At 57.8% G+C, this 20,558-nt stretch carries 16 protein-coding genes; 8 read left to right on the forward strand and 8 right to left on the reverse strand.

The window, feature by feature from the left end; genetic code table 11:
- The first annotated feature begins 27 nt into the window (after positions 1-27).
- From ACR0JW_RS06885 to ACR0JW_RS06900, 4 genes are all read left to right on the forward strand, one after another.
- Positions 28-990, forward strand: coding sequence for a cupin domain-containing protein (locus tag ACR0JW_RS06885; RefSeq protein WP_480713734.1), 963 nt, complete (start codon positions 28-30; stop codon positions 988-990).
- 102 nt (positions 991-1,092) lie between these two features.
- On the forward strand, positions 1,093-2,217 hold the full coding sequence (locus ACR0JW_RS06890; protein WP_170682676.1) for a cobalamin-independent methionine synthase II family protein: 1,125 nt from the start codon (positions 1,093-1,095) through the stop codon (positions 2,215-2,217).
- Positions 2,214-2,909: an alpha/beta fold hydrolase gene (locus ACR0JW_RS06895; RefSeq protein ID WP_480713735.1), complete on the forward strand. Its 696-nt coding sequence runs from the start codon at positions 2,214-2,216 to the stop codon at positions 2,907-2,909. Before ACR0JW_RS06890 ends, ACR0JW_RS06895 begins: the two co-directional genes overlap by 4 nt.
- The gene (locus ACR0JW_RS06900) at positions 2,906-3,601 is read left to right on the forward strand and encodes an RraA family protein (RefSeq protein ID WP_170682677.1); all 696 of its coding nucleotides are present in this window, start codon (positions 2,906-2,908) and stop codon (positions 3,599-3,601) included. The genes ACR0JW_RS06895 and ACR0JW_RS06900 overlap by 4 nt, the downstream gene beginning before the upstream one ends.
- 50 nt (positions 3,602-3,651) lie before the next feature.
- On the opposite strand, the gene ACR0JW_RS06905 is transcribed toward ACR0JW_RS06900, so the two are convergent.
- The 3 genes from ACR0JW_RS06905 to ACR0JW_RS06915 all read right to left on the reverse strand — a co-directional run bounded on the left by ACR0JW_RS06905 (position 3,652) and on the right by ACR0JW_RS06915 (position 9,348).
- Positions 3,652-6,972: an adenylate/guanylate cyclase domain-containing protein gene (locus ACR0JW_RS06905; protein WP_170682678.1), complete on the reverse strand. Its 3,321-nt coding sequence runs from the start codon at positions 6,970-6,972 to the stop codon at positions 3,652-3,654.
- A gap of 356 nt (positions 6,973-7,328) precedes the next feature.
- Positions 7,329-8,453, reverse strand: coding sequence for an amidohydrolase (locus tag ACR0JW_RS06910; RefSeq protein ID WP_480713736.1), 1,125 nt, complete (start codon positions 8,451-8,453; stop codon positions 7,329-7,331).
- Positions 8,446-9,348: a pyridoxal-phosphate dependent enzyme gene (locus tag ACR0JW_RS06915; protein ID WP_480713737.1), complete on the reverse strand. Its 903-nt coding sequence runs from the start codon at positions 9,346-9,348 to the stop codon at positions 8,446-8,448. Before ACR0JW_RS06915 ends, ACR0JW_RS06910 begins: the two co-directional genes overlap by 8 nt.
- A 196-nt stretch (positions 9,349-9,544) precedes the next feature.
- On the opposite strand from ACR0JW_RS06915, the gene ACR0JW_RS06920 reads away from it, so the two are divergent.
- Positions 9,545-10,021, forward strand: a complete 477-nt coding sequence (locus ACR0JW_RS06920; protein WP_170682681.1) for an Lrp/AsnC family transcriptional regulator — start codon at positions 9,545-9,547, stop codon at positions 10,019-10,021.
- 591 nt (positions 10,022-10,612) lie between these two features.
- On the opposite strand, the gene ACR0JW_RS06925 is transcribed toward ACR0JW_RS06920, so the two are convergent.
- From ACR0JW_RS06925 to ACR0JW_RS06945, 5 genes are all read right to left on the reverse strand, one after another.
- The gene (locus ACR0JW_RS06925) at positions 10,613-11,704 is read right to left on the reverse strand and encodes a peptidoglycan-binding domain-containing protein (RefSeq protein ID WP_170682682.1); all 1,092 of its coding nucleotides are present in this window, start codon (positions 11,702-11,704) and stop codon (positions 10,613-10,615) included.
- A gap of 332 nt (positions 11,705-12,036) precedes the next feature.
- Positions 12,037-12,777 (reverse strand): aspartate/glutamate racemase family protein, encoded by a 741-nt coding sequence (locus tag ACR0JW_RS06930; RefSeq protein ID WP_170682683.1) that lies wholly within the window; start codon positions 12,775-12,777, stop codon positions 12,037-12,039.
- Positions 12,778-12,805: 28 nt separating this feature from the next.
- Positions 12,806-14,044: an NAD(P)/FAD-dependent oxidoreductase gene (locus ACR0JW_RS06935; RefSeq protein WP_170682684.1), complete on the reverse strand. Its 1,239-nt coding sequence runs from the start codon at positions 14,042-14,044 to the stop codon at positions 12,806-12,808.
- Between the two features lie 4 nt (positions 14,045-14,048).
- Positions 14,049-16,262: a TRAP transporter fused permease subunit gene (locus tag ACR0JW_RS06940; protein WP_170824726.1), complete on the reverse strand. Its 2,214-nt coding sequence runs from the start codon at positions 16,260-16,262 to the stop codon at positions 14,049-14,051.
- An 80-nt stretch (positions 16,263-16,342) separates the two neighbouring features.
- Positions 16,343-17,350 carry a TAXI family TRAP transporter solute-binding subunit gene (locus tag ACR0JW_RS06945; RefSeq protein WP_170682686.1) on the reverse strand — a complete coding sequence of 336 codons (1,008 nt, stop codon included), beginning with the start codon at positions 17,348-17,350 and terminating at the stop codon, positions 16,343-16,345.
- A gap of 129 nt (positions 17,351-17,479) precedes the next feature.
- On the opposite strand from ACR0JW_RS06945, the gene ACR0JW_RS06950 reads away from it, so the two are divergent.
- The 3 genes from ACR0JW_RS06950 to ACR0JW_RS06960 all read left to right on the forward strand — a co-directional run.
- Positions 17,480-18,448 carry a LysR family transcriptional regulator gene (locus ACR0JW_RS06950; protein ID WP_170682687.1) on the forward strand — a complete coding sequence of 323 codons (969 nt, stop codon included), beginning with the start codon at positions 17,480-17,482 and terminating at the stop codon, positions 18,446-18,448.
- A gap of 208 nt (positions 18,449-18,656) precedes the next feature.
- Positions 18,657-20,198: an acetolactate synthase large subunit gene (locus ACR0JW_RS06955; protein WP_170824725.1), complete on the forward strand. Its 1,542-nt coding sequence runs from the start codon at positions 18,657-18,659 to the stop codon at positions 20,196-20,198.
- Positions 20,199-20,483: 285 nt separating this feature from the next.
- On the forward strand, positions 20,484-20,558 hold a 75-nt coding region (locus ACR0JW_RS06960; protein ID WP_480713740.1), incomplete at its 3' end, for an NAD-dependent epimerase/dehydratase family protein.

Genomic DNA, 20,558 nt, shown 5'->3' on the forward strand with positions numbered 1-20,558 from the left:
CAAACCCCCCGCAAAAGGAAGAAAGATATGAGTACCATCGAAAGCCGCATTGTCCGCTATGGCGAGCTGAAACCCTGCAAAACCGCATTTATCGACGCCCATACGCCGGGCTCGGACCAGAAAGAAAACTTTACCATCATCGGCGGTGGGGTCAGCGAAAGCCCGGACCAGCACGTCCACATAACCGACAAGATCGGGTTCAACATCGGCGCAGCGGGGCAGCCCCCGAAATGCCGCAACTCGCTGCACAGTCACACCACGGCCGAGGTTTTCTTTGTTGCCAAAGGCCGGTGGCGGTTCTTCTGGGGCCGTTATGGCACTGCAGGCGAATTCATCGCCGAGGAAGGTGACATCTTCAACATCCCGACGGGCATCTTCCGCGGCTTCGAGAATGTGGGCCAGGACTATGGGATGATCATGTCGATGCTGGGTGGCGACGATGCCGGTGGCGGCGTGACCTGGGCACCGCAGGTGATCGAGGACGCGCAGGCACACGGTTTGATGCTGGGCAATAACGGTGTTCTGTACGACCGCAAGAAGGGCGAGGACCTGCCGCACAACGTCCAGCCTATGCCGCTGCTGACCGAAGAAGAACTGAAAGTGTACCCCGAGGTTCCCGTCGACGCGGTGATCGGCAAGTATGTCGCCCGCTACTGGGACCTGATGGCACTGGCGGCGCACAAGCCGGCGGTTGTGATCGGCGAAAAGGGTCTGATCAAGGACAAGCCCGGGTTCGAGGTTGATTTTCTGACACGCGGCTCGGCCGTGACCGAGGCGGTCGTGGCTGAAAAACCGGTCGTATTGATGCCCGCAAGCGGTCACTGGCGCATCCGGATCAACGATGTTGAGACCACCCTGTCGAACGGCGACACTGCCTTGGCCTTGCCCGGCGAAAGCTACAGCGCCGAGCCTTCGATGACCGGCGAAGCGGGCCTGTACCGGATCACTGCAACCGATGATCCGGCCGGGGCGACCTGGACGGGTGCTTAATGGTGCCAGCGCGCGTTCCCCTTCCGGTTGGGGCGTGCGGAATGAACCCCGCGTCGGGCACCCGTCCCGGCGCGGGACTGAGTTTCGAAGGGAGATGAACAAATGACCCGCATATTGACCACCCACGTGGGAAGCTTGCCGCGCAGTCAGGAGGTCGTGGACTTCATCTTCGCACGCGAGCGGGAGGAGCCGTTCGATCAGACCGAATTTGACACCTGCATGACCGCAGCCGTGTCCGAAACCGTGCGTAAACAGGCGGCGGCCGGGATTGATATCGTATCGGACGGTGAAACCTCGAAAATCTCGTACGCCACCTATGTCAAGGACCGCTACACCGGCTTTGCCGGTGACAGCCCGCGCAACGCGCCAGCGGACCTCAAGATGTTTCCGGGCTTTCTGCAGCGGCTGGCGAATGACGGCGGAACCCCGCAATATGCCCGGCCCATGTGTGTGGGCGAGGTGCGTTCAAAAGGCCAGGATGAGTTGCAGAAGGATATTGCCAATCTCAAGGCGGCGATGGCCGAACACGGGGTGGCGCGCGGCTTCATGAACGCGGCCAGCCCCGGGGTGATATCCCTGTTCCTGCAAAACGACTTTTACCCAACGCGCGAGGCCTATCTGGCAGCGCTGGCCGACGCGATGAAGGCGGAATACGAAACCATTGTTGGTGCCGGTCTTGATCTGCAACTGGATTGCCCCGATCTTGCGCTGTCACGGCATATGCTGTTCACCGATCTGTCCGACGATGAGTTCCTGAAAATCGCCAACATGCATGTCGAGGCGCTGAACCACGCGTTGCAAGATGTGCCGGCCGACAAGGTGCGTGTTCACATTTGCTGGGGCAATTACGAAGGTCCGCATTGCTGCGATATCGGCATGGACAAGGTGTTTTCGACACTGATGTCGACAAAGTCGCGCTATGTGCTGTTCGAAACCTCGAACCCGCGCCATGCCCACGAATGGACCGTGTTTCGTGACCGCAAAGCCGAAATTCCAGCCGACAAGATTCTGGTGCCGGGCGTCGTCGACACCACGACGAACTTTGTCGAACATCCCGAACTGATCGCGCAGCGGGTTGAACGCTTTGCGGATATCGTAGGGGGCGACCGGGTGATTGCGGGATCGGATTGCGGCTTTGGCACTTTTGCCGGCTTCGGTGCGGTCGACCCGGACATCGCCTATGCCAAGCTGGGCGCGCTTGCCGAAGGGGCCGCATTGGTCAAATGACACCGCTTGTTCTGTTGCCCGGAATGATGTGTGACGCGCGACTTTTCAGCGCCCAAATCGCGGCTTTGTCGGGCAGGGTTCCAATTCTGACTGCGCCAATCGGGGGCCGTGACACGATGGCAGCTCTTGCCAAAGACGTGCTGGCCTGCGCGCCGCAACGGTTTGCTGTGGCGGGGCTCTCAATGGGCGGTATCGTGGCTATGGAAATCCTGCGGCAGGCACCGGACCGTGTGATGGGCCTGGCGCTGATGGACACCAACCATTTGGCCGAAACGGATGAGGTTAAAGCCAGGCGCGGTCCGCAGATAGCCGCTGTCGAACGAGGAGACCTGCGCATCGTGATGGCGGACGAGATGAAACCCAATTATCTGACCGATGGCCCGGACAAAGCTGCAATTCTGAACCTTTGCATGGATATGGCAGAGGGTCTTGGTCCCGATGTCTTTGTCAATCAATCCAAAGCGTTGCGAGATCGGCCAGACCAAAGCGAAACGCTGCAAAACTTCAACGATGAGGCCCTTGTTCTTTGTGGGCGCGACGATGCCTTATGTCCGGTATCGCGGCACGAAATGATGCACGCGTTGATGCCGCAGAGCCGGCTCGAGGTTATCGAACGGGCTGGTCACCTGCCGACTTTGGAACAACCGCAACAAACCACGGCGGCTCTGACCCGCTGGCTGGAGGCGATATGAAGAAGTCCCTGCTGGACCTGCTGAAAAAGGTCGATACCCCCACGGTTTGCAACGCCATCGAAGTGGCGCAGGGCAAACGTGGGTTCAATGATTTCACCCGGGGCACGATGTTGTGCTCTGATCCCGGTGCGGGCGCGATGGTGGGATATGCACGCACCGCGAAGATTGCCGCCGTGAACCCGCCGACCGAGGCTCCGGAGGTGATCCGAAAGCGCCGGATGGACTACTACCGGCACATGGCTTCGGGGACCGGTCCGGTCGTGACCGTGGTCGAGGATACGGATTACCCGCATTGCATCGGCGCCTATTGGGGTGAGATCAACACCACGATCCACAAGGGTTTTGGCATCAGTGGCGCATTAACCAACGGGGTTATGCGCGACCTCGGCGATTTGCCCGACGGGTTTCCGGTTGTGGCGGGCTCGGTCGGGCCAAGCCACGGTTTCGTGCACGTGAAAGAGGTTGGAACGCAGGTGTCGATCTTCGGACTTTCAATCAGGGACGGGGACCTTGTGCATGCAGACCGGCATGGCGCATTGGTGGTTCCGCCCGAGGTGGTGGACGTGCTTGAGCAGGCGATCATCAAGTTACTTGAAACTGAGAAGCTGATCCTGGTGCCCGCGCGTCAATCTGGGTTCGATTTCAACGCCTTTGAAAAAGCGTGGGTGGCGTTTGAAGCCTCTCGAACCTAGGAGGCGCAAGGGACGGGTTATCCGTCCGTGTCACCTTGAGCAGATGAGCGTTAGCCGACGGTTGTTTCATCAAGCCATTTCAAGGCATCGCTCACGTCAATTGTATGCTCTCCGCCCGTGACCGTTTGCAAAACGGCACGAAGATCGGAAGTGGGAATGCCAGCTCGACCGTATTTTTGGCAGTGCTTGACATAGTCCAATGCCGTTCGAAGTTCGAACATCTTTGCATTCTGTTGTCGCGCGACCTCCAAAGCCACACGAAACTCGTTTTCAGCGACCCCATTCTCTGAAGATGCGAGGGCATAGACCCGTTCCGTCTCAGCTTGGGCCCATCCCTCATTGGTCAGTCCGTGGTGTTTGCGTGCTTCGGCAAGGCAGTCCAGCGCACCTTCCCGGTCGCCGGATTTCAGCGTAAGCTCCGCAATCAAGGTAAGAAAGAACGGCTTGTAGTTTCCCGCGCCGCTGGCCCACCATGCTTCTGACGCCTTGCGTAATGCGCGGATCGTTTCCGGCTGGGGTGAAACATGGGCATCCACCCAGCTTCGCCAGAGGGATGCCGTCAAAGTCATGAATGTGAAAGAGTGCTTGGAGGAAAGCTGCTCAAGTTGATCAGTAACCTCGATAACCTGTTCCGGTTCGCGGCGCAGAAGATGAAGCATGCACAGGTAGGTCAGCGACTGCGCGATGCTGTGGGCGTGCTGAAGGTCCTTTGCGGCAGCGACCGCTTTTTTCTGGACTTCAAGCGCCTTGTCCGGCGCACCGCGCATCCAGATCGCAAGACTTAGGAAACATGAGGTAATCGCGGCGTGGTCCGATCCGTAAATAAACGCCAGATGCCCATCTCGTTCCCGGCTGTAGAGCTCCAGCGCCTTGCTCAGATGCGCGTAGGCCGGGTCCAGCTCCCCAATGTGGAACAGCACCGCGCCCATCGCCCGGTGCGCCACCATTTGATGTTGCGTCTGGCCAGTCGAATGCGCCAGATCCAGCAATTGCCCAGCAACATTTCTGGCCAAATCATACTCGGCGCGCACCAAATGAAAGGAATACAAACCGTTCAAAACCGGGAACAAGTGTTCTGTCTCTTCAACGCGTTCACAAAGGTCGCGTATTCTTGAGTAGACAGAACCGGTTTCATCAGCGGCAATACCAGCCGTCGATCGCAAAACACCTGCCCTGAGAACCTGTATCTCGATTTCTTTTCGATCCCGGTCGGTGCTTTGGCTCAGTTCCGCCAACTGCTCAATCGCCAGGGACAATTGTGTACCTGCCTCGATATTGGCAGATCGTTGAACCGCGCGATGGCCCGCAAGATGCCGGTAGTCGATTGCTTCCTTGTTCATGCCCGCCATCGTGTAGTGGTGTGCCAGAATTTCCGGGCTAGCATCACCCGTTTGAACCTCCTTGTCTTCCAGTCTTCGGGCAACACGAGCGTGCAAAACACGGCGTTCGCTTTTCAGAAGACTGTTGTAGGCGGTGTCGCGAATAAGCGCGTGACGGTAGCTGAAGGTTTCATGATCATCGGCATCAGAAACCGTAACGATCCCTGCATCCAGCAGAAGCTCCAATCCCGCGCGCAACGCGGTATCTTCAATACGGGCCACCTTGGCGATCAACGGATACGAAAACTGAGGTCCGATGACAGCTCCGATCTGGGCCACTTCCTTGGCCGAACTCAACCGGTCAAGGCGCGCCATCAACGCATCGTGCAAGGCACTGGGAACCGAGTTCGCCGGAGAAACTAGACCCATTGAATACGTGTCTGTTCCTTCGGTCAAACCGCCGGATTCCAGAAGGTCTTTGGTTACTTCTTCCACGTATAGAGGCACACCGTCGGATCTGGCCGCAACGAGGTCATACATTTCGTCCGAGATCGACTGGCCTTTGGCGACTTCATCCACAATGTTCTTGACCTGATGGAAATCCAACTGTTTCAAAACCACTTTCGAAAGATTTGATTGCAGCGCCCAGCCCGGGTCGAACTCGGGTCTGAATGTCATGACAACCAGCACCGGAAGGTCATGAATCCGGTCCACGATCCGATCCAGCAACAGCTTGGTCGTCGGATCAATCCAATGCGCATCCTCGAACAGGAACAGCAGCGGTTTTTCCCCGGCCACTGCCGTCAGATTGCTCAACAGCATTTCCAGCGTCTGCTCCATGAGATGCTGCGGAGTCAGATTCAACGGGCCCAATTGATCTTCAAATGGAACGGACAGAAGCGACGCTGCCAACTTCAAGGCATGGTCAGTCTGATCGCCAAGAACGGCAGAGATTTTTTTGAGTTTTACGTCGCTTGAATCGTCGGAACGGAGTCCCGCCGCAATTTCGAGTTGGCGAATGAGGGGATAAAATGCACTTGCGTAATGGTAAGGCGAACACTGGTATCGAGTTTGAGTGTGCGGCACCCCCGCGATACTCTGTCGTAATTCCTCAACCAATCGCGACTTGCCAATTCCAGGCTCGCCTGACACCAGCACAATCTGTCCCTTACCGCTCGTGGCCAACTGCCACTTTTCGTTCAGGGTCTCAAACTCTGCGGTGCGGCCGACCAAAGGCTTGAGCAACTCGTCATCCAAGGCCAAAAAGCGGCTGACGGTTTCCCGCGTTCCGGTAACCTGCCAGGCTTCAACCTCCCTGGCGAAACCCTTGAGTTTGAATGCGCCGCGCAGAACGTAGTTGAAAGCGTCGCCCGCCAATTGTTGCGTGCTAGGAGCGACGATCAGCGTTCCCGGGTCCGCCATAGTCTGCAGACGGGCGGCCAGATTGGGCGTCTCGCCCATGGCGGTTCCATCCTCAAACATTTTTTCGCCGCGCAAATCACCAACGACGACCAATCCGGTCGCTATCCCTATTCTGACATTCAGTTTCGCGTGGGTGCGGATATCCGGCACTTCCTGGATAATGCGAAGCCCCGCACGAACGGCACGCTCTGCATCATCTTCATGGGCGTGAGGAAACCCGAAAAAGACCATGATTCCATCGCCATAATAACTTGCAATATGGCCGTCAAAGGCCGCAACGGACGCAGCGCATGTTTCCTTGAAAAGCCGAAGTATCTCCGCCAGATCTTCGGGATCGACGCGCTGGGCAATTTCAGTTGACCCGACCAGATCGATGAACATTACGGTAAGTTGCCGGCGTTCGGCCACGATTGTCGGGCCGTCAGGACCCTTGGGCTGGCTTTGCCCGGCCTCTGCATCGACACGAACCGCTTTCAGGAAACGCCGTCTTGGACCAAGGGGAAGTCCGATCGTGACAAGATCCTGGTCCGTTAATTCGGTTAGATCGCTTAGCTCGACTTCGTGCTCGGCAAAGGCCTTGGCATACTTGGTCAAACCGTGTTTCTCAAGCCAAAGCGCGATATCGGACATTCGGTGGTTTCATTGCCGTCGTGGCAGGGCGCAATGTCTGCGCGCCAACAACAGGCATCTCCCTGTTAGCTTAGCTTTCAATACACTCGGTACAATTTACGATGACATCCTAGGAAATATTCTTTCAATGAAGAAGCCCACTTTGTTAACGGGTCAAGGGCTTCGATGCGCCTTTTTTACCCGGCCCAACATAAACTTCTCGGCGGGGCGCTTTGACGGCCCTTGTAATGGTTGCCTTAATCCTTGGATGCCTGCGCTTCATCCGGAAGCGTTTCATTGGCTTGACGTATCACCCATATAAGATCGGCGTAACAATGCCGCCGTTCAGATCGTGTGCTTGAACACAAGCTTCCGTATCAGAACTCCCGGCGTGCAAGGTTGGTCCAAAACGCAATTCCATGGCGGATAGCATCATCGTTGAAATCATATGACGGGTTGTGAAGCGGCATCGCATTGCTCCCCTCAACCCCGTTACCCATCAGGATGAATGCCCCCGGACGATGTGCAAGAAACTCGGCAAAGTCTTCCGAAAAACCGACCCGACCATAACTGGCGTTTATTCTGCCAACGTCACGGGCCGCGCCCGAAATACAATCGGTTGCCCTGTCGTCGTTCACCAGTGGTCGGAATGAAGTCGAGTAATCAACTTGCGCCTCTGCCGCGTGCGCTGCGCAGACACCGGCCACAATCGCGCGCATTCTGCGCTCTATGCTTTCAGACACATCCCCGGTGAACCCTCGGCAGTCCCCGCGCATTGTTACATTGCTGGGCAGGATATTGCGCGCACCGTCCGTCAGGAATTCGGTGATGGAAACCACGGCGTGTTCGCTGGCTGGAAGTGAGCGAGAGACGATCAATTGCAACTGCTGCACAATCGCGGCCCCGACCACAATCGGATCGATGCCTTTTTCGGGCATGGAAGCGTGCCCGCCCCGACCCTGAATACGGATCTCGAAATTATCCTCAAACGCACAGAATGGCCCTGCCTGCGTCGCGAAATGACCAAGCTCCATTCCCGGCATGTTGTGAAGACCGAAGATTGCGGCCATGGGGAAGCGGTCGAACAAACCATCCGCGATCATCGCGGCGGCTCCATTTCCGTTTTCTTCGTCCGGCTGAAAGATGAAGTGAATGGTCCGTTTCAATGATGGATCCGCCGCAAGTTCCAGCGCGGCCCCAAGCAGCATGGTGCTGTGACCATCGTGCCCGCATCCATGAAACTTGCCTTCCGTTTCAGAGCGATAGGGCAAGTTTGTCGCCTCATGTATCGGCAGGGCGTCCATATCGGCACGAAAGCCGATCGCAGTTTCATCGGGCCCCCGTCGCAGGGTCGCGACGAGACCAGTCCGGCCAACCCCACGGGTGACTTCAAGCCCTGCGTCTTCCAACGCTGCTGCGATCTGACCAGAGGTCCGGTCAAGATCGAAACCGGTTTCCGGGTTGGCATGCAAATCCCGACGAAATGCGGTGAGGTCAAGCATCGGCCACACTTCCTTCGGACAGGATGATCAGCGGCAGGTCGGTTTCAACCATCAAGCAGGCTGCCAAACCTGCCGCACCGGAAGGTGTCGTGGAGAAACCCAGGTCCTGGGCCTGTTTTACGGCGTCCAAAGCCTGTTGGTCGCTGACCGTAACCCAATCATCGGCGCATTGTTTCAGGATATCCAGGGCCAACATGGACGGCGTCTTGCAATCGAGCCGCCCCATGTTTGACACGGGTCCTTCGACAGTGACGATCTCACCCGCCATGGCGCTTTCCTTGAGGCAAGGCGCGGCATTCGGTTCGACGACTATGATCTTTGGCTGAACCGGCCAGTTGGACCGGATCATATAAGCGACCCCTGCGGCCAGACCGCCAACGCCAGCCTGCAAAAATACATGGCTGGGCCAGGTTCCGGCGGTCTCCAACGCCTGCCGAATTTCTTCGGCAATGACGGTATATCCTTCCATGACCAGCCGGGGAGGTTCGGTGTATCCGGGCCAGGAGCCGTCGGCGAGGTGGATGGCGCCGGTTGCCTCGGCATCGGCAATGGCTTCCGCAACACTTTCCTCGTAGTCGTCGCCGGACCGAACTACCTCTGCGCCCTTGTCCCGTAGACGAATGGCGAAGTCCTCGGGCACCGTTTTGGCGAGGTGAATGCGGGCCTTTGCTCCAAACAGTCGCGCGCCAGCGGCCACAGCCATGCCGTGATTACCTGCGCTGGCACAAACAAAAGTCATCGAGCGTGCGATGTCCTTTACCGCATCGTCTAGAAAGGCGTTTGCTTCTAAGGGGTGGCCAACGCGCGCTTCGATCAGCTTGGCGACAGCATAAACACCGCCGAGGGCTTTGAACGCGCCCAAGCCCATTCTGCCGGTTTCGTCCTTGATCAGCATCGGTCTTCCCTGGAAAATGCGGGTCTCCAAGGGGCTTGGTCTGTAGGCAGGGCATGCAGCAAGCAGAGCCAGCGGTTTTGCGACGTCGAGTATCTTTGAGTTTTTCATGGAGAGGGTTGTACGCATAAATGATGATCTATTATGGTCAAATTTGCCAAATTTGCGGGAAAATTTCTCCAAATGATGAAGGTGTCGTGTGAAACTCGATCAGTTTGACCGAAAGCTGCTTCAACTGATGCAGGCCGATGCAAAGATGGGCCTCGAAGCCCTTGCGTCAGAGACGGGCTTGTCTGTCGCATCCGTACAAAGGCGTCTGAAAGCGCTCAGAACCTCGGGGGCTATTCTGTCCGAAGTGGCGATTGTTGACGCTAAAAAACTTGGCGTCGCGATGAGCTTCATTGTCATGGTTGAACTGGAGCGCGAACGTCAGGATCAGATAGACGCGTTCTCACGACAGGTGCAGTCCGAGCCCATGGTCCAGCAGTGCTATTACATCACAGGAGACGCCGACTTCTGTCTGGTCTGCACTGCAAAGGACATGGATGATTTTCAGGAACTTACGAAGCGCCTGTTTTTCGACAACTCAAACGTCCGTCGCTTTCGAACATCTGTGGTCATGGGCCGAAAAAAAATTGGATTGGGTATTCCGGTTGATGGCGACAGGCCAGAGTGACGAAAGCCCTCGTGAAGTCGTTCTCTCTGTACGGCAAGGCTTGGGCAACCTTTGTTGAAATCTCTAGCCATATGGAAGCGTCAGTCACGCCAAAGTTCGGGAGCGAACTCGGTTTTCATCGCCGGCTTCGATCAGCCACCGCAAATGCCGCTCATATCGCCGTCGTTTTGCTTTGGGTGATGAATGGAGTGGCTTGCGACCCTGTTGCACAGTGGCGGTTCGAACACGCTGCTTGCCAAGTGCACGGAGGACGACGTTGCAAAGGGCGGGGTGCGGCTGGGCGACTCCTGCGACTTCCAGACTTTCAACCGGGAAACTAACATGACGGCCTGAACGCTGACCTACGGCGGTTGTTATGTCGGATTTGACCACGGAATACCCGACAGCCATTCCTTCATGGCTGCCAGGGATGCGCGTCCGCCCTTATCTGCACGGGTCAGCAGCCAGACATCCCGGAATGTAGGCGCGGTTTCTCGTGTTTCGTCTGTGCCAGACGACAGCCTTTGCGACCCAACCAACGGTGGGAGAACGTGTGGGAAGGCAAGTCAGGTTTGGTGAAGACGGTTGCAACCAGTCCAAGTCAAAACAGTACTAACTGGTTTTTGCCGCATAGAACGAACAACCATTTGAATCGCGTCCGCTGATTGCAAGTTTTTGGTCCGCGACAACCCCGTTGCTGCGAACACGCCCCAGCAGGAAGCCATAGTTAATCTCACCCGACATTCGACGCCCCGACAGTCGGCCGTTGAATCGCCCAGTAAACCCTTGCGAGGTTTTCACCTGACCCGTGTAATTGCCGCCACCGACATGTCTGACCTTCATTGCACCCGTTATTTTTTGCTGTCCGATTTTGCTGCGGGTTCCGCAAGTTGTTGTGAAACGCCAGTTCCCCGACATTTCCGTTGGCCCAATCGGAATCGGGGGCGGAGGGTTGTAGAGGTCGCTGTTGTCGGGAAACGCCAGCCAGGACTGCAATTGCGCTTCCGACTGGATCCTGAGTGCTACCATTTGGCTGGCTGAAAGGTAACCCGTTGCCGGAAAGCCCCGGCTTGCCTGCCATGCCTGAATTGCCCCTCTGGTCCCGCGACCCATGACACCGTCTATTCCATTCGGATCGTGGCCCAGAACACTCAGCCGGGCCTGAATGTCGCGGATCGCCTGTTTGTCCAGCGCCAAAGCAGTTTCCGATTCAGCTGTACCATTTTCCGGCACCGGTTTCAGCGGTGGCAGCGGTCTAAGCGGCGGAAGCTGTTTCAACGCAGGCGGGGTTTCCTGGAGCAATGCGGACTGTGCGGCTGGCGCACCGGTTATGGTCAGGTTGCCCTGGCTGTACTTGGCTTTGTAACTCTGGCGCTCAAGGCCATCCCGGAACGGCGCGCAACCCTCCAGCGCAGACGCGAAGAAAAAGTAGAACTGGCGATGCGCGGACCGGGCAGCCGCCGGCGCGGTCATCACCGGCAGCCCCACGATGTCACCGGCTGGACCAACTTCGAATTCAATCTCAACGTCGATCTGAGGATTTCCTGAGATCGTTTTTTGGATGCAATCCGCAGCGACCGCCAACTGCGCTGGGTCGTTAACCTGAGCGGTGGATACCCCATGAAAGCAAACCCAAAGCAGCAGGGCATAGGCCAGAGTTGAAACTCGTCGTTTCGAGGTCTTGTCGCACGTCAGATTTGGCATTCGTCTCCGCAAGAAGGTCTCCAAGGTTCAGAAGCTTTGCGTTCAGAGTAGCCGATTGTTCCCCTTCCAGCGATGCAAATCCGCTCTGTGGGACACTCGGAATTCGATCTTCTCTGCCGGGGCCAAGTGTCATTGCGGTGTCGGACAGCCTGTCAGGACCGGACTTGTTTCCGAGGGCCTGCCGCGAACACGCAAACAGGTATTGCCCATCTGTCAGGATCAAAACCGTCCTGATGTGCGCGACTATTTTTGTGTGCCGGCGAAAGCAGCCGACACTTGTAACGTCGCCATCTCGAGCCTTTTGGCACGTCCAACAGCGTGCATTCTGGCCTTCAAGACCAGGGCATAATCCCTGAATACGAACTGCGCGTGCTTACGGAATGCGCCATCTGCGCCAGTGTTGTCAGGTCAAAAACAGGAAGCTGCAGTTCTTCCTGAATCCGCGCAGCATAGGGCGGCAGATCGGTGCATTCCAGAACCAATGACCGGATGCCCGGGTCCCGCCGCTTCAGGTTGCGAACCGCTTGCATGACTTCATCTTCGATCAGATCAGTGTCCATACGCGTTCGCGTGTTGCGCAGGATCACTTCGGCAAATTCGGTGCTGTCCTCCAACCCTTGTACCGCGACCGGGATGCCCGCCGCACCGACGCCTTCGAAATGCTTGGGTGTCAGGGCCGACGCATCTGCGGTCAGCACGCCCACTGGGGCATTTGCGCCGGTCATGTGAAACGCCAATGGCACCTGTATCAGACTGGATGCAAAGACCGGGACGGAAACAGCAGCCGCCAGTTCCTTTTGAAAGAGCGCCAGAAAACCGCAACTGCCGGTGATGGCCCGTACACCCTCGGCCTCAAGGCGCCGTGCCCCGGCGATAAAGGGGTTCAGCAGTTCAGGGGTCGGGTTTTTCAACAGGGTAGGGACGGTAACGCCATCTATCATTTCGTACAGCACCGAAAACGGCAGGCTGGACGGGTTCTTGATATGACCCGGAGGTTTGGGGAAATAGCTCTCTAGGCATAAAACGCCTATCGAGGCCCCACAGATGTTCTGGCCGCCTTCGTAAATTGGCATGGTCGTCAGCTCCTTTCGGATCAGAGGTTCAAAACCGGGCCAGTGAAAACGGGTCCAAGTCGATATTTGGGCTGCGGTCGGAGATGATGTCGGCCACAAGCTCGCCGGTTTTCGGTGCCATCATCAACCCATAGTGGGAATGGCCAAACGCCGTGTAGAGACCATCTTTTCCGTTCAAAGGTCCGATTGCGGGAAGGCTGTCCGGAAAGGACGGACGCCGCCCCATCCAGAACCTTGCGCCGCTTGTATCAAGGTCCGGAACTATGGACTTGGCTTGCGCGGTCAGTGTCTTTTCCTTTCCCGGATCGGCAGGCGCGTCGACGCTTGCGAACTCGGCTGTTCCCGCGACACGAAGGCCACCCTGCATCGAGCTTGCGACAACTTTTGCGTCCACATCCATGACCGAATTGTTCAGGCTGGCGGAAGGCGTTGGAAACTCGACATGATATCCGCGCTCGGCGACCAGCGGGATCGACAAGCCAAGGGGTTTCAGGATTTCGGCTGACCAGACCCCGGCGGCCAGAACGACTTTGTCGGAATGAAGGAGCCCTTGCGCGGTGGCAAGCTGCCAGCCGCCATCCTGCGCACGGCTCAGCCCTTTTAGCTCGGTTTGGACGATTTCTGCGCCCTGCATTCGGGCCTTGTCGGCCAGAACCGCAGCCAACCGTCCCGGAGATGTGACGCGTGCCTGACCCTTGATCACAATGGCAGCCTTGAAATCACGGCTCAGCGCAGGTTCGATACGCCGCAATTCTACGCCATCGATGCGGTCGAGGTCGCCGCCCTTTTCCCGCCGAATGAGGTAGTCCAGCCCATCCAGATTAGCCTGTTCCGGATGGCGGAACGCGTGGACATAGAAGCTGTCGGTGATCAGATCCTCGTGACCGGTGCCCTGCAGATGCCGCCGGTACAGATCAATGGAAGGACGGCACAACAGCTCCATCGCATCCGAGATCTCACGCACCGTCTTTTCGCCGGAGTTACCCAGAAAGCGCATACCCCAGGGAACCATCTTTGGCCAAAACGAAAGCCGGACAGACAGCGCGCTTTTTGGGTTCAGCAGCATTGCCGGAAGCTTTTTCCAGATCCCCGGAACGGCCTGTGGAATGATCGACCACGGAGAGACAACGCCTGCGTTTCCGAACGAGGTTTCCTGCCCCGGTTCGCTTCTGTCCAAAAGCCGGACGGGAATGCCGCGCTCCTGCAGGGACAACGCGCAACAGATGCCGACGATGCCAGCGCCGATGATGGTGACTTCTTTCGCCATGTTGTTATGCCGGGGAATGACTGCGGTCGCGGGTGATCATCTGGGTGACAATGACCGGTGAGGCCACGGCCAGCGCGATCAGATCAGCGGTCAGGCTGGGCGCGACAAAGATAACGCCTGCCAATGTCATCAAGACGCGTGAGGCAATGTTCAGAGGTTTTAGCCAATATCCCACCACCGCGGCGGACAGGGCGATGACCCCTGCAATGCAGCTGGCGGCAGTGTACGTGAACTCCCACAGATTGAACCCGGTTGACGACACGAACAGCAGAACCGGTGCATAGACAAAGGCCATGGGCGCGATGACTTTGCCAAGCCCAAGCGTAAAGGCGGACAGCCCGGTTCGGAACGGGTTGGAATTGGCAATGGCCGCGGCCGCATAGGCCGAGGTGCAGACCGGCGGCGTGATCTCGGACACCACACCGTAGTATAGCACGAACAGGTGGCTGGCGATGGGCGGCACGCCCAATTGCGCCAGCGCGGGCTGTGCGACCGAAACCAGCATGATGTATAACGCTGTGGTCGGGATGCCTGCGCCCATCAGGATGCAGACGATGGCGATGAACACCAGCGAGATGAACAGCTGCAGGTCTTCCATAGCAAACAGTTGGAAACTGCCGAACGAGATCATGTTGTACAGATCCGCCGCCAGGTTGCCCGCGCCCTGCGTCACCATGAAACCGATGCGGAACCCGATGCCGGTGGTATTGATGACACCCACCACGATTCCGACAGCGGCGGCAGCGGCCCCCACGGCCAGCGAGTATTTCACGCCCAGTTCGACCGCGGCCAGCATCTCGGGCACTTCGATCCGTTTCTGGGGGTTAAGTGTAGCGATCATTGACAGGCCGCAAAGAATAGCCGTCATGGTTAGATCGAAGCCACCTTCCGAGAACTTCCAAAGCACGAAAGCAAGGAACGCCGCTGCATAGATCAGTGTCGGAGGTTGCTTCAGGCGCGACATGCCCGCGATCACGGCAAGCGAGATACCGCAAAAGGCGGACATGAACGGCGTGTAGCCCGTGAACAGCACCACCAGCAGTCCGATCAGGGGCACGATATTGGCCCATCCTTCGGTCCAGACAGCCTTGAGCTGCGGCAGTTGCTCTTTCGCCAGACCCTTCAGGTTCAGCTTGCGTGCCATCAGGTGCACGACGGCAAAGACGCCGACATAGTGCAGGATGGCCGGGAAGATCGCCGCGATCACGATGGTGGTGTAGGGAACCTCGAGGAACTCGGCCATGATAAAGGCGGCCGCCCCCATGATCGGCGGAGTGATCTGGCCACCGGCCGAGGACGCGGCCTCGACCCCGCCTGCAAAATGGCCGGGGTATCCCAGGCGCTTCATGTTGGGAATTGTCAGCGCGCCGGTCGAAACGGTGTTGGCCACCGAAGAACCCGAAATCGTGCCGAAGAACGCCGAGGATACCACCGACACTTTTGCCGGACCGCCGGTATAACGGCCCGCCAAAATGGTTGCGTTGTCGATGAAAAGCTGTCCCAGCCCTGTGCGCTGGGCAATGACGCCAAACAGCACGAAATGGAACACGATGGTCGAAACAACCCAAAGGGTGACGCCGTAGATACCTTCCTGTGGGAAGTACATCGACGACACGAAGGTTTTGAAGTTCACACCGGGGTGCTGAAGCAGACCAGGGAAATAAGGCCCAAGCAGTGCATATGAGATAAAGACACAGATGATCAGCGGCAGCACCCAGCCCAAAGTACGGCGCGCGATGTCCAGAACCAGCAGGATGATGATTACGCCCAAAATCACGTCGTACGTGTTGGGGTTGCCCATGCGGAACGTCTGTTCCTCGATCCCGAGAAACGGAATGCCGCGCCATGCGAGTCCGACATACAGCGCAGCGATGATCCCCAGCGCCATGAAGACCAGGTCGTAGAGTGGGATGTTGCCGATGCGGAACCGGCTTACTTTAAGCGCATAGAGGCTTTTGGCCCCGATAATCGGGATTGTCGCGTAGACCAGAATGAACAGCAGGGCCAGGTAGATGCCCATGTGCCAGTGATCAGCTGGAAGGCCGAACCCGGCCGTGAAGAATTCATAGAATGCAAAGATCAGGGCAACGACACGCAGAACCTTGCCGGTCGTCGGCGTAACCTGCCGGACGGCGGCGCCTTCGTCGAATTGTTCTTCGATGGCAGCCAGTTCCTCGGCTGTCAGCTCGTGGTCATCAAGTTTCTGTGTCTCGGACATGATGGCCCCCTGATTGCGCGTAGTTCGAGAACCCGGTGCCCCAAGCGGGGCACCGGATGATTGTGTTTCCTGAGATCGGATTACTGAAGAAGCCCGGCTTCTTTGTAGAACTTCTCAGCGCCTGGATGCAGCGGAACACCCAGCGCCTCGACACCGTCCAGCGCCGTGTCGGGTGTGATCTGCTTGCCTTTGGCATGGCCGTTGTCCAGCAGCTTGCGGGTGTTGTCGTTCCACAGGGCCTTGGTCAGTTGATAGACCAGATCTTCAGACAGGTCCGAGGATACAACCAGCATCGCGCTGACCGCAGGGGTTTTGGTCTCGGCGTCGATGCCTTCATACACGCCGCCCGGAATGGCCGAGGGGATATAGGCCGGGATGATCTCGTTGATCTTTGCCAGATCCTCGTCCGCGAAGGAATGCAGGTTCATGCCTTTGGTCGAGGACAGCTGAACCATCGCGGCGACCGGCCAACCCGCAGCATAGAAATAGGCGTCCAGCTGACCGTCGGCCAGACGTTCAGCACTCTGGCTGTTGTTCAGCTCGGCCTCGTCCATGTTGTCGCGGTTGACGCCCCAGGCGTCCAGCATCTGCAGAACGGCCACCTGAGTGCCCGAACCCGCCTGCGCGATACCAACACGCTTGCCTTCCAGATCGCTCAGGTCGTTGATGGTCTGACCGGCAGGCAGCACCAGATGCAGGTCTTCCGGGAACAGATTAGCAACGATGCGCAGGTTAGGATGCGGTTTGCCTTCGAATTTGCCCTCACCGAGATACATCGAGCGCGTGACGTCGGCGGCGGCCAGACCGGCCTCCAACTCGCCGTTTTGAACGGCCGCATTGTTAAAGACAGACGCAGTGGTGGATTGCGCAATCGCGATCAGACCGGGCACGCCGCACTGGCCGCCTTCTTCACACGGGCGCGTACCCGGAGGGGCAGAAATCCCGTTTGCGATTGTGCCGCCGATGGGGAAGTAGGTTCCGCCAGCCCCGCCGGTACCGATGCGGAAAAAGGTCGGGTCCTGTGCCAGCGCCGGTGCGGCCAGCGCGCCAGCCAGAGCGATGCCTGCCAGGCATTTCGATAGTCTCATCGTTTCCTCCAAGTTGTGGATCATCGGATTCGGTTTGCCCGAAATTTGATCCCGCCAGCGTAGAGGGAATTCACATAAATACAAATTTGTTATATTTCACAAAACTTAAATTTGGCTTATATAATTCACATGAATCTTACCCAACTGACCGTATTTCGCGAAGTGATGGAAACCGGTTCCATCTCTCAGACGGCAAAAAAACTGAACCGCACGCAACCAGCGATCAGCTTGGCATTGAAGAACCTTGAAAAGAACTTGGGTCTTACGTTGTTCGAACGCAAAGGGCGGCGTCTGGTGCCGGTTCCGGAAGCGCATTACCTTCTGGCGGAAACTACGGGTATCTTGGATCGGCTTTCGACGATTTCCAGTACCATGGAAGGGCTGATCAAAGGGCATTCCGGCAGTTTGAACATCGCCACAATGCCCGGACCTTCGGCGTTTCTGTTCCCGCGGTTCATCAGCCAGTCGGTCGGGGAAAACCCCAATATACGCATCACGCTGTCCACACGCAGTTCGCCCCAGATCATGGAGCTTGCAGGCACCCAGAATATCGATTTTGGTTTCGCTGATTTTGAACACTCTGCCGGCAGAAAACCGCAATATTCAGCCGAACTCATCCGGGCTGACTGTTTTTGCGCCATAGACAGCGCGCACCCTCTGGCGTCCCGGAAAAGCATAACGATTTCTGATCTGGACGGGATCCCCATGGGCGGGTTGCACGAAACCCATCCGTTCCAGCGTAAGATCCGGCAAGAGTTTCAGGACGAATCTGCAAACTACAAACCGACGGTCACCTGCCAGTACTTTCTTCCGTTGATCCCCTTTGTAAGTTCGGGTCAGTGTTGCACAATCGTTGATCCGCTGACCTTTGCCACCGAACGTGAACTGGGGCTGTCTCAGGGGAAGGTTGCGTTTTTGCCGTTCGAAAACCCGCTCAGATATGAATACGCGATCCTTCAGCCTGACCACCGACCGGCGTCACAGCTCGCGCTCAACATCAAGGCAGGCTGGAAAGCCGAAGTTTTGAAGAAACTGGAGGAAGTGGGGGCCAATCCCCGTGCAGAATGGGTTGATGAAACCGAAGGCAAGCAAGACTGAATAATCGTGATCATCAAAGGCGGGCGTCGAGATACCTTGCGACGATCACGCCGGTTTTCTCTTCATCGTGCTCTGCCGGTCCAGGCGACAAGCTGTCATGTTCAGGAGTTAGGAAAGGCATTACTGAAGGCACATAACGGGTTCTGATCGGCCGCTGAGGCCGCTAGGCTGATGTGCAGGCGAGACTTTTCGAACGGTGAGAGCGAGAATGAATGGTGCAGAAAGCCTGGTCAGAACACTTCTAGGGGCGGGTGTGGACACTTGTTTTGCCAATCCCGGCACCAGCGAGATGCATTTCGTGGCGGCTCTGGATCAGATCCCGGGGATGCACTGCGTTCTTGGCCTGCAGGAGAACGTCGTCACTGGCATGGCAGACGGCTATTACCGGATAGCGCGCAAGCCAGCCTCGACCTTGCTGCATTGCGGTCCGGGATTGGCCAATGGAATGGGCAACCTGCATAACGCCCGCAGGGCGCGGTCGGGGATAGTCAATATCGTGGGCGATCAGGCCACCTATCATGCCAGGCACGATGCTCCGTTGCAGGCCGACACGGACAGTATGGCGCGCACGGTGTCGAACTGGGTGCATACCAGTTCGCGATCCGATCAGGTTGGGGCCGATGCGGCCCGTGCCATTCAGGCGGCAAAAACTATGCCGGGGCAGATCGCCACACTGATCCTGCCTTCGGATGCCAGCTGGGATGAGGGCGGCAAGGTTGCCCAGCCGCTGCCGGTTCCACCCCCGGCCCGGATCGACCCCGCGGCTGTCGCTCAGGCCGCGCGCGCCCTGAGGGATGAGGAAAACATCCTGATCCTGCTGGCAGGCCACGGTGTGCTGACCCCGGCGCAGAGCCTGGCCTGGCGGGTGGCGCAGGCGACCGGCGCGGCGCTGATGGCAGATTTCGTCACGCCGCATCTGGCGCGGGGACGCGGGCGTCTGCCGTTGGTGCGGGTGCCCTATGACACCGACCTGGCGCGCGAAACGCTTGCGAATTTCAAGACCATCATTCTGGTCGGTGCCAAACCTCCGGTGGGGTTTTTTGCGTATCCGGGGAAATCCTCGACCCAATATGCCGACGACGCACGTTTCATTCGTCTGTCGCGCCCGGACCAGGACGCCGAAGCCGCGCTTCAGGCACTGGTGGATGAACTGAACGCGCCCGCCGTCGCGATCCCTGATCCTGGCCCTCGACCCGAGGCCCCTTCGGGCGCTTGCAGCCCGGAAGGTCTGGCGCAGGCAGTTGCCGCTTTGATGCCCGAGAATGCGATCATTTCGGATGAAAGCGTGTCATATGGACGGGCTTTCTATCCGCACACCTTCGCGGCCCCGGCCCATGACTGGCTGCATCTGGCCGGCGGGGCCATTGGCGATGGTCTGCCGGTGGCCACCGGGGCCGCCATCGCGGCGAAAGGTGAACGCCGGGTGATCAGCTTGCAGGCCGACGGCTCGGCGATGTATTCGCTTCAGTCGCTCTGGACACAGGCGCGCGAAGGGCTGCCCTGCACGACGATCATCATCTCGAACCGCAAGTACCAGATATTGATCGGTGAATACGGCAATGTGGGTGCAACGCCGGGCCCTACGGCGATGGACATGCTGGACCTTGGCAAACCGGATCTGAACTGGGTCAATCTGGCCAACGGCATGGGGGTCGAGGCCGCAGTGGCCACCGATCTGGACCAGCTTGGCGATCTGATGCAGGCCAGTTTCGCAAGACTCGGTCCATTCTTGATCGAGCTGATCGTCTGATGGTGCCCGATACGTGGCCGCGCCTCGGGAGAGCCATAAGAATACGACACCTTAGAGCGCGGTGTTTGACCCTGTTGGGTCCAAGGCGTGTTAGGCGAGGGTAGAACAGAGCGAGAAGAACCGGTGGCGAACAGCGGTTTCGAACCTCAAAAACAAACCCCTCGGGACATGCCAGATATACTGCAACCACCGTGGCAGAACGGCAGGCTGCAATGCGCGCCCCGATTGCAATCGAAGTATTAATGAACTAGTGACGCGCCATCTGTAGACATGGTGGATAGCTTAATGAAGATTCTGATCACGGGGGGCGCGGGTTTTATCGGGTCGCGGCTGAGCGCTGAACTTGTTCAGCAAGGGCAT

This window comes from Ruegeria sp. BG6 (assembly GCF_056538465.1).

Bases quoted from the DNA above. Each gene is read 5' to 3' on its own strand.
- ACR0JW_RS06885 (WP_480713734.1), top strand. From the start codon at position 28: ATGAGTACCATCGAAAGCCGCATTGTCCGCTATGGCGAGCTGAAACCC.
- ACR0JW_RS06890 (WP_170682676.1), top strand. From the start codon at position 1,093: ATGACCCGCATATTGACCACCCACGTGGGAAGCTTGCCGCGCAGTCAG.
- ACR0JW_RS06895 (WP_480713735.1), top strand. From the start codon at position 2,214: ATGACACCGCTTGTTCTGTTGCCCGGAATGATGTGTGACGCGCGACTT.
- ACR0JW_RS06900 (WP_170682677.1), top strand. From the start codon at position 2,906: ATGAAGAAGTCCCTGCTGGACCTGCTGAAAAAGGTCGATACCCCCACG.
- ACR0JW_RS06905 (WP_170682678.1), bottom strand. From the start codon at position 6,972: ATGTCCGATATCGCGCTTTGGCTTGAGAAACACGGTTTGACCAAGTAT.
- ACR0JW_RS06910 (WP_480713736.1), bottom strand. From the start codon at position 8,453: ATGCTTGACCTCACCGCATTTCGTCGGGATTTGCATGCCAACCCGGAA.
- ACR0JW_RS06915 (WP_480713737.1), bottom strand. From the start codon at position 9,348: ATGCTGATCAAGGACGAAACCGGCAGAATGGGCTTGGGCGCGTTCAAA.
- ACR0JW_RS06925 (WP_170682682.1), bottom strand. From the start codon at position 11,704: ATGCCAAATCTGACGTGCGACAAGACCTCGAAACGACGAGTTTCAACT.
- ACR0JW_RS06930 (WP_170682683.1), bottom strand. From the start codon at position 12,777: ATGCCAATTTACGAAGGCGGCCAGAACATCTGTGGGGCCTCGATAGGC.
- ACR0JW_RS06935 (WP_170682684.1), bottom strand. From the start codon at position 14,044: ATGGCGAAAGAAGTCACCATCATCGGCGCTGGCATCGTCGGCATCTGT.
- ACR0JW_RS06940 (WP_170824726.1), bottom strand. From the start codon at position 16,262: ATGTCCGAGACACAGAAACTTGATGACCACGAGCTGACAGCCGAGGAA.
- ACR0JW_RS06945 (WP_170682686.1), bottom strand. From the start codon at position 17,350: ATGAGACTATCGAAATGCCTGGCAGGCATCGCTCTGGCTGGCGCGCTG.
- ACR0JW_RS06950 (WP_170682687.1), top strand. From the start codon at position 17,480: ATGAATCTTACCCAACTGACCGTATTTCGCGAAGTGATGGAAACCGGT.
- ACR0JW_RS06955 (WP_170824725.1), top strand. From the start codon at position 18,657: ATGAATGGTGCAGAAAGCCTGGTCAGAACACTTCTAGGGGCGGGTGTG.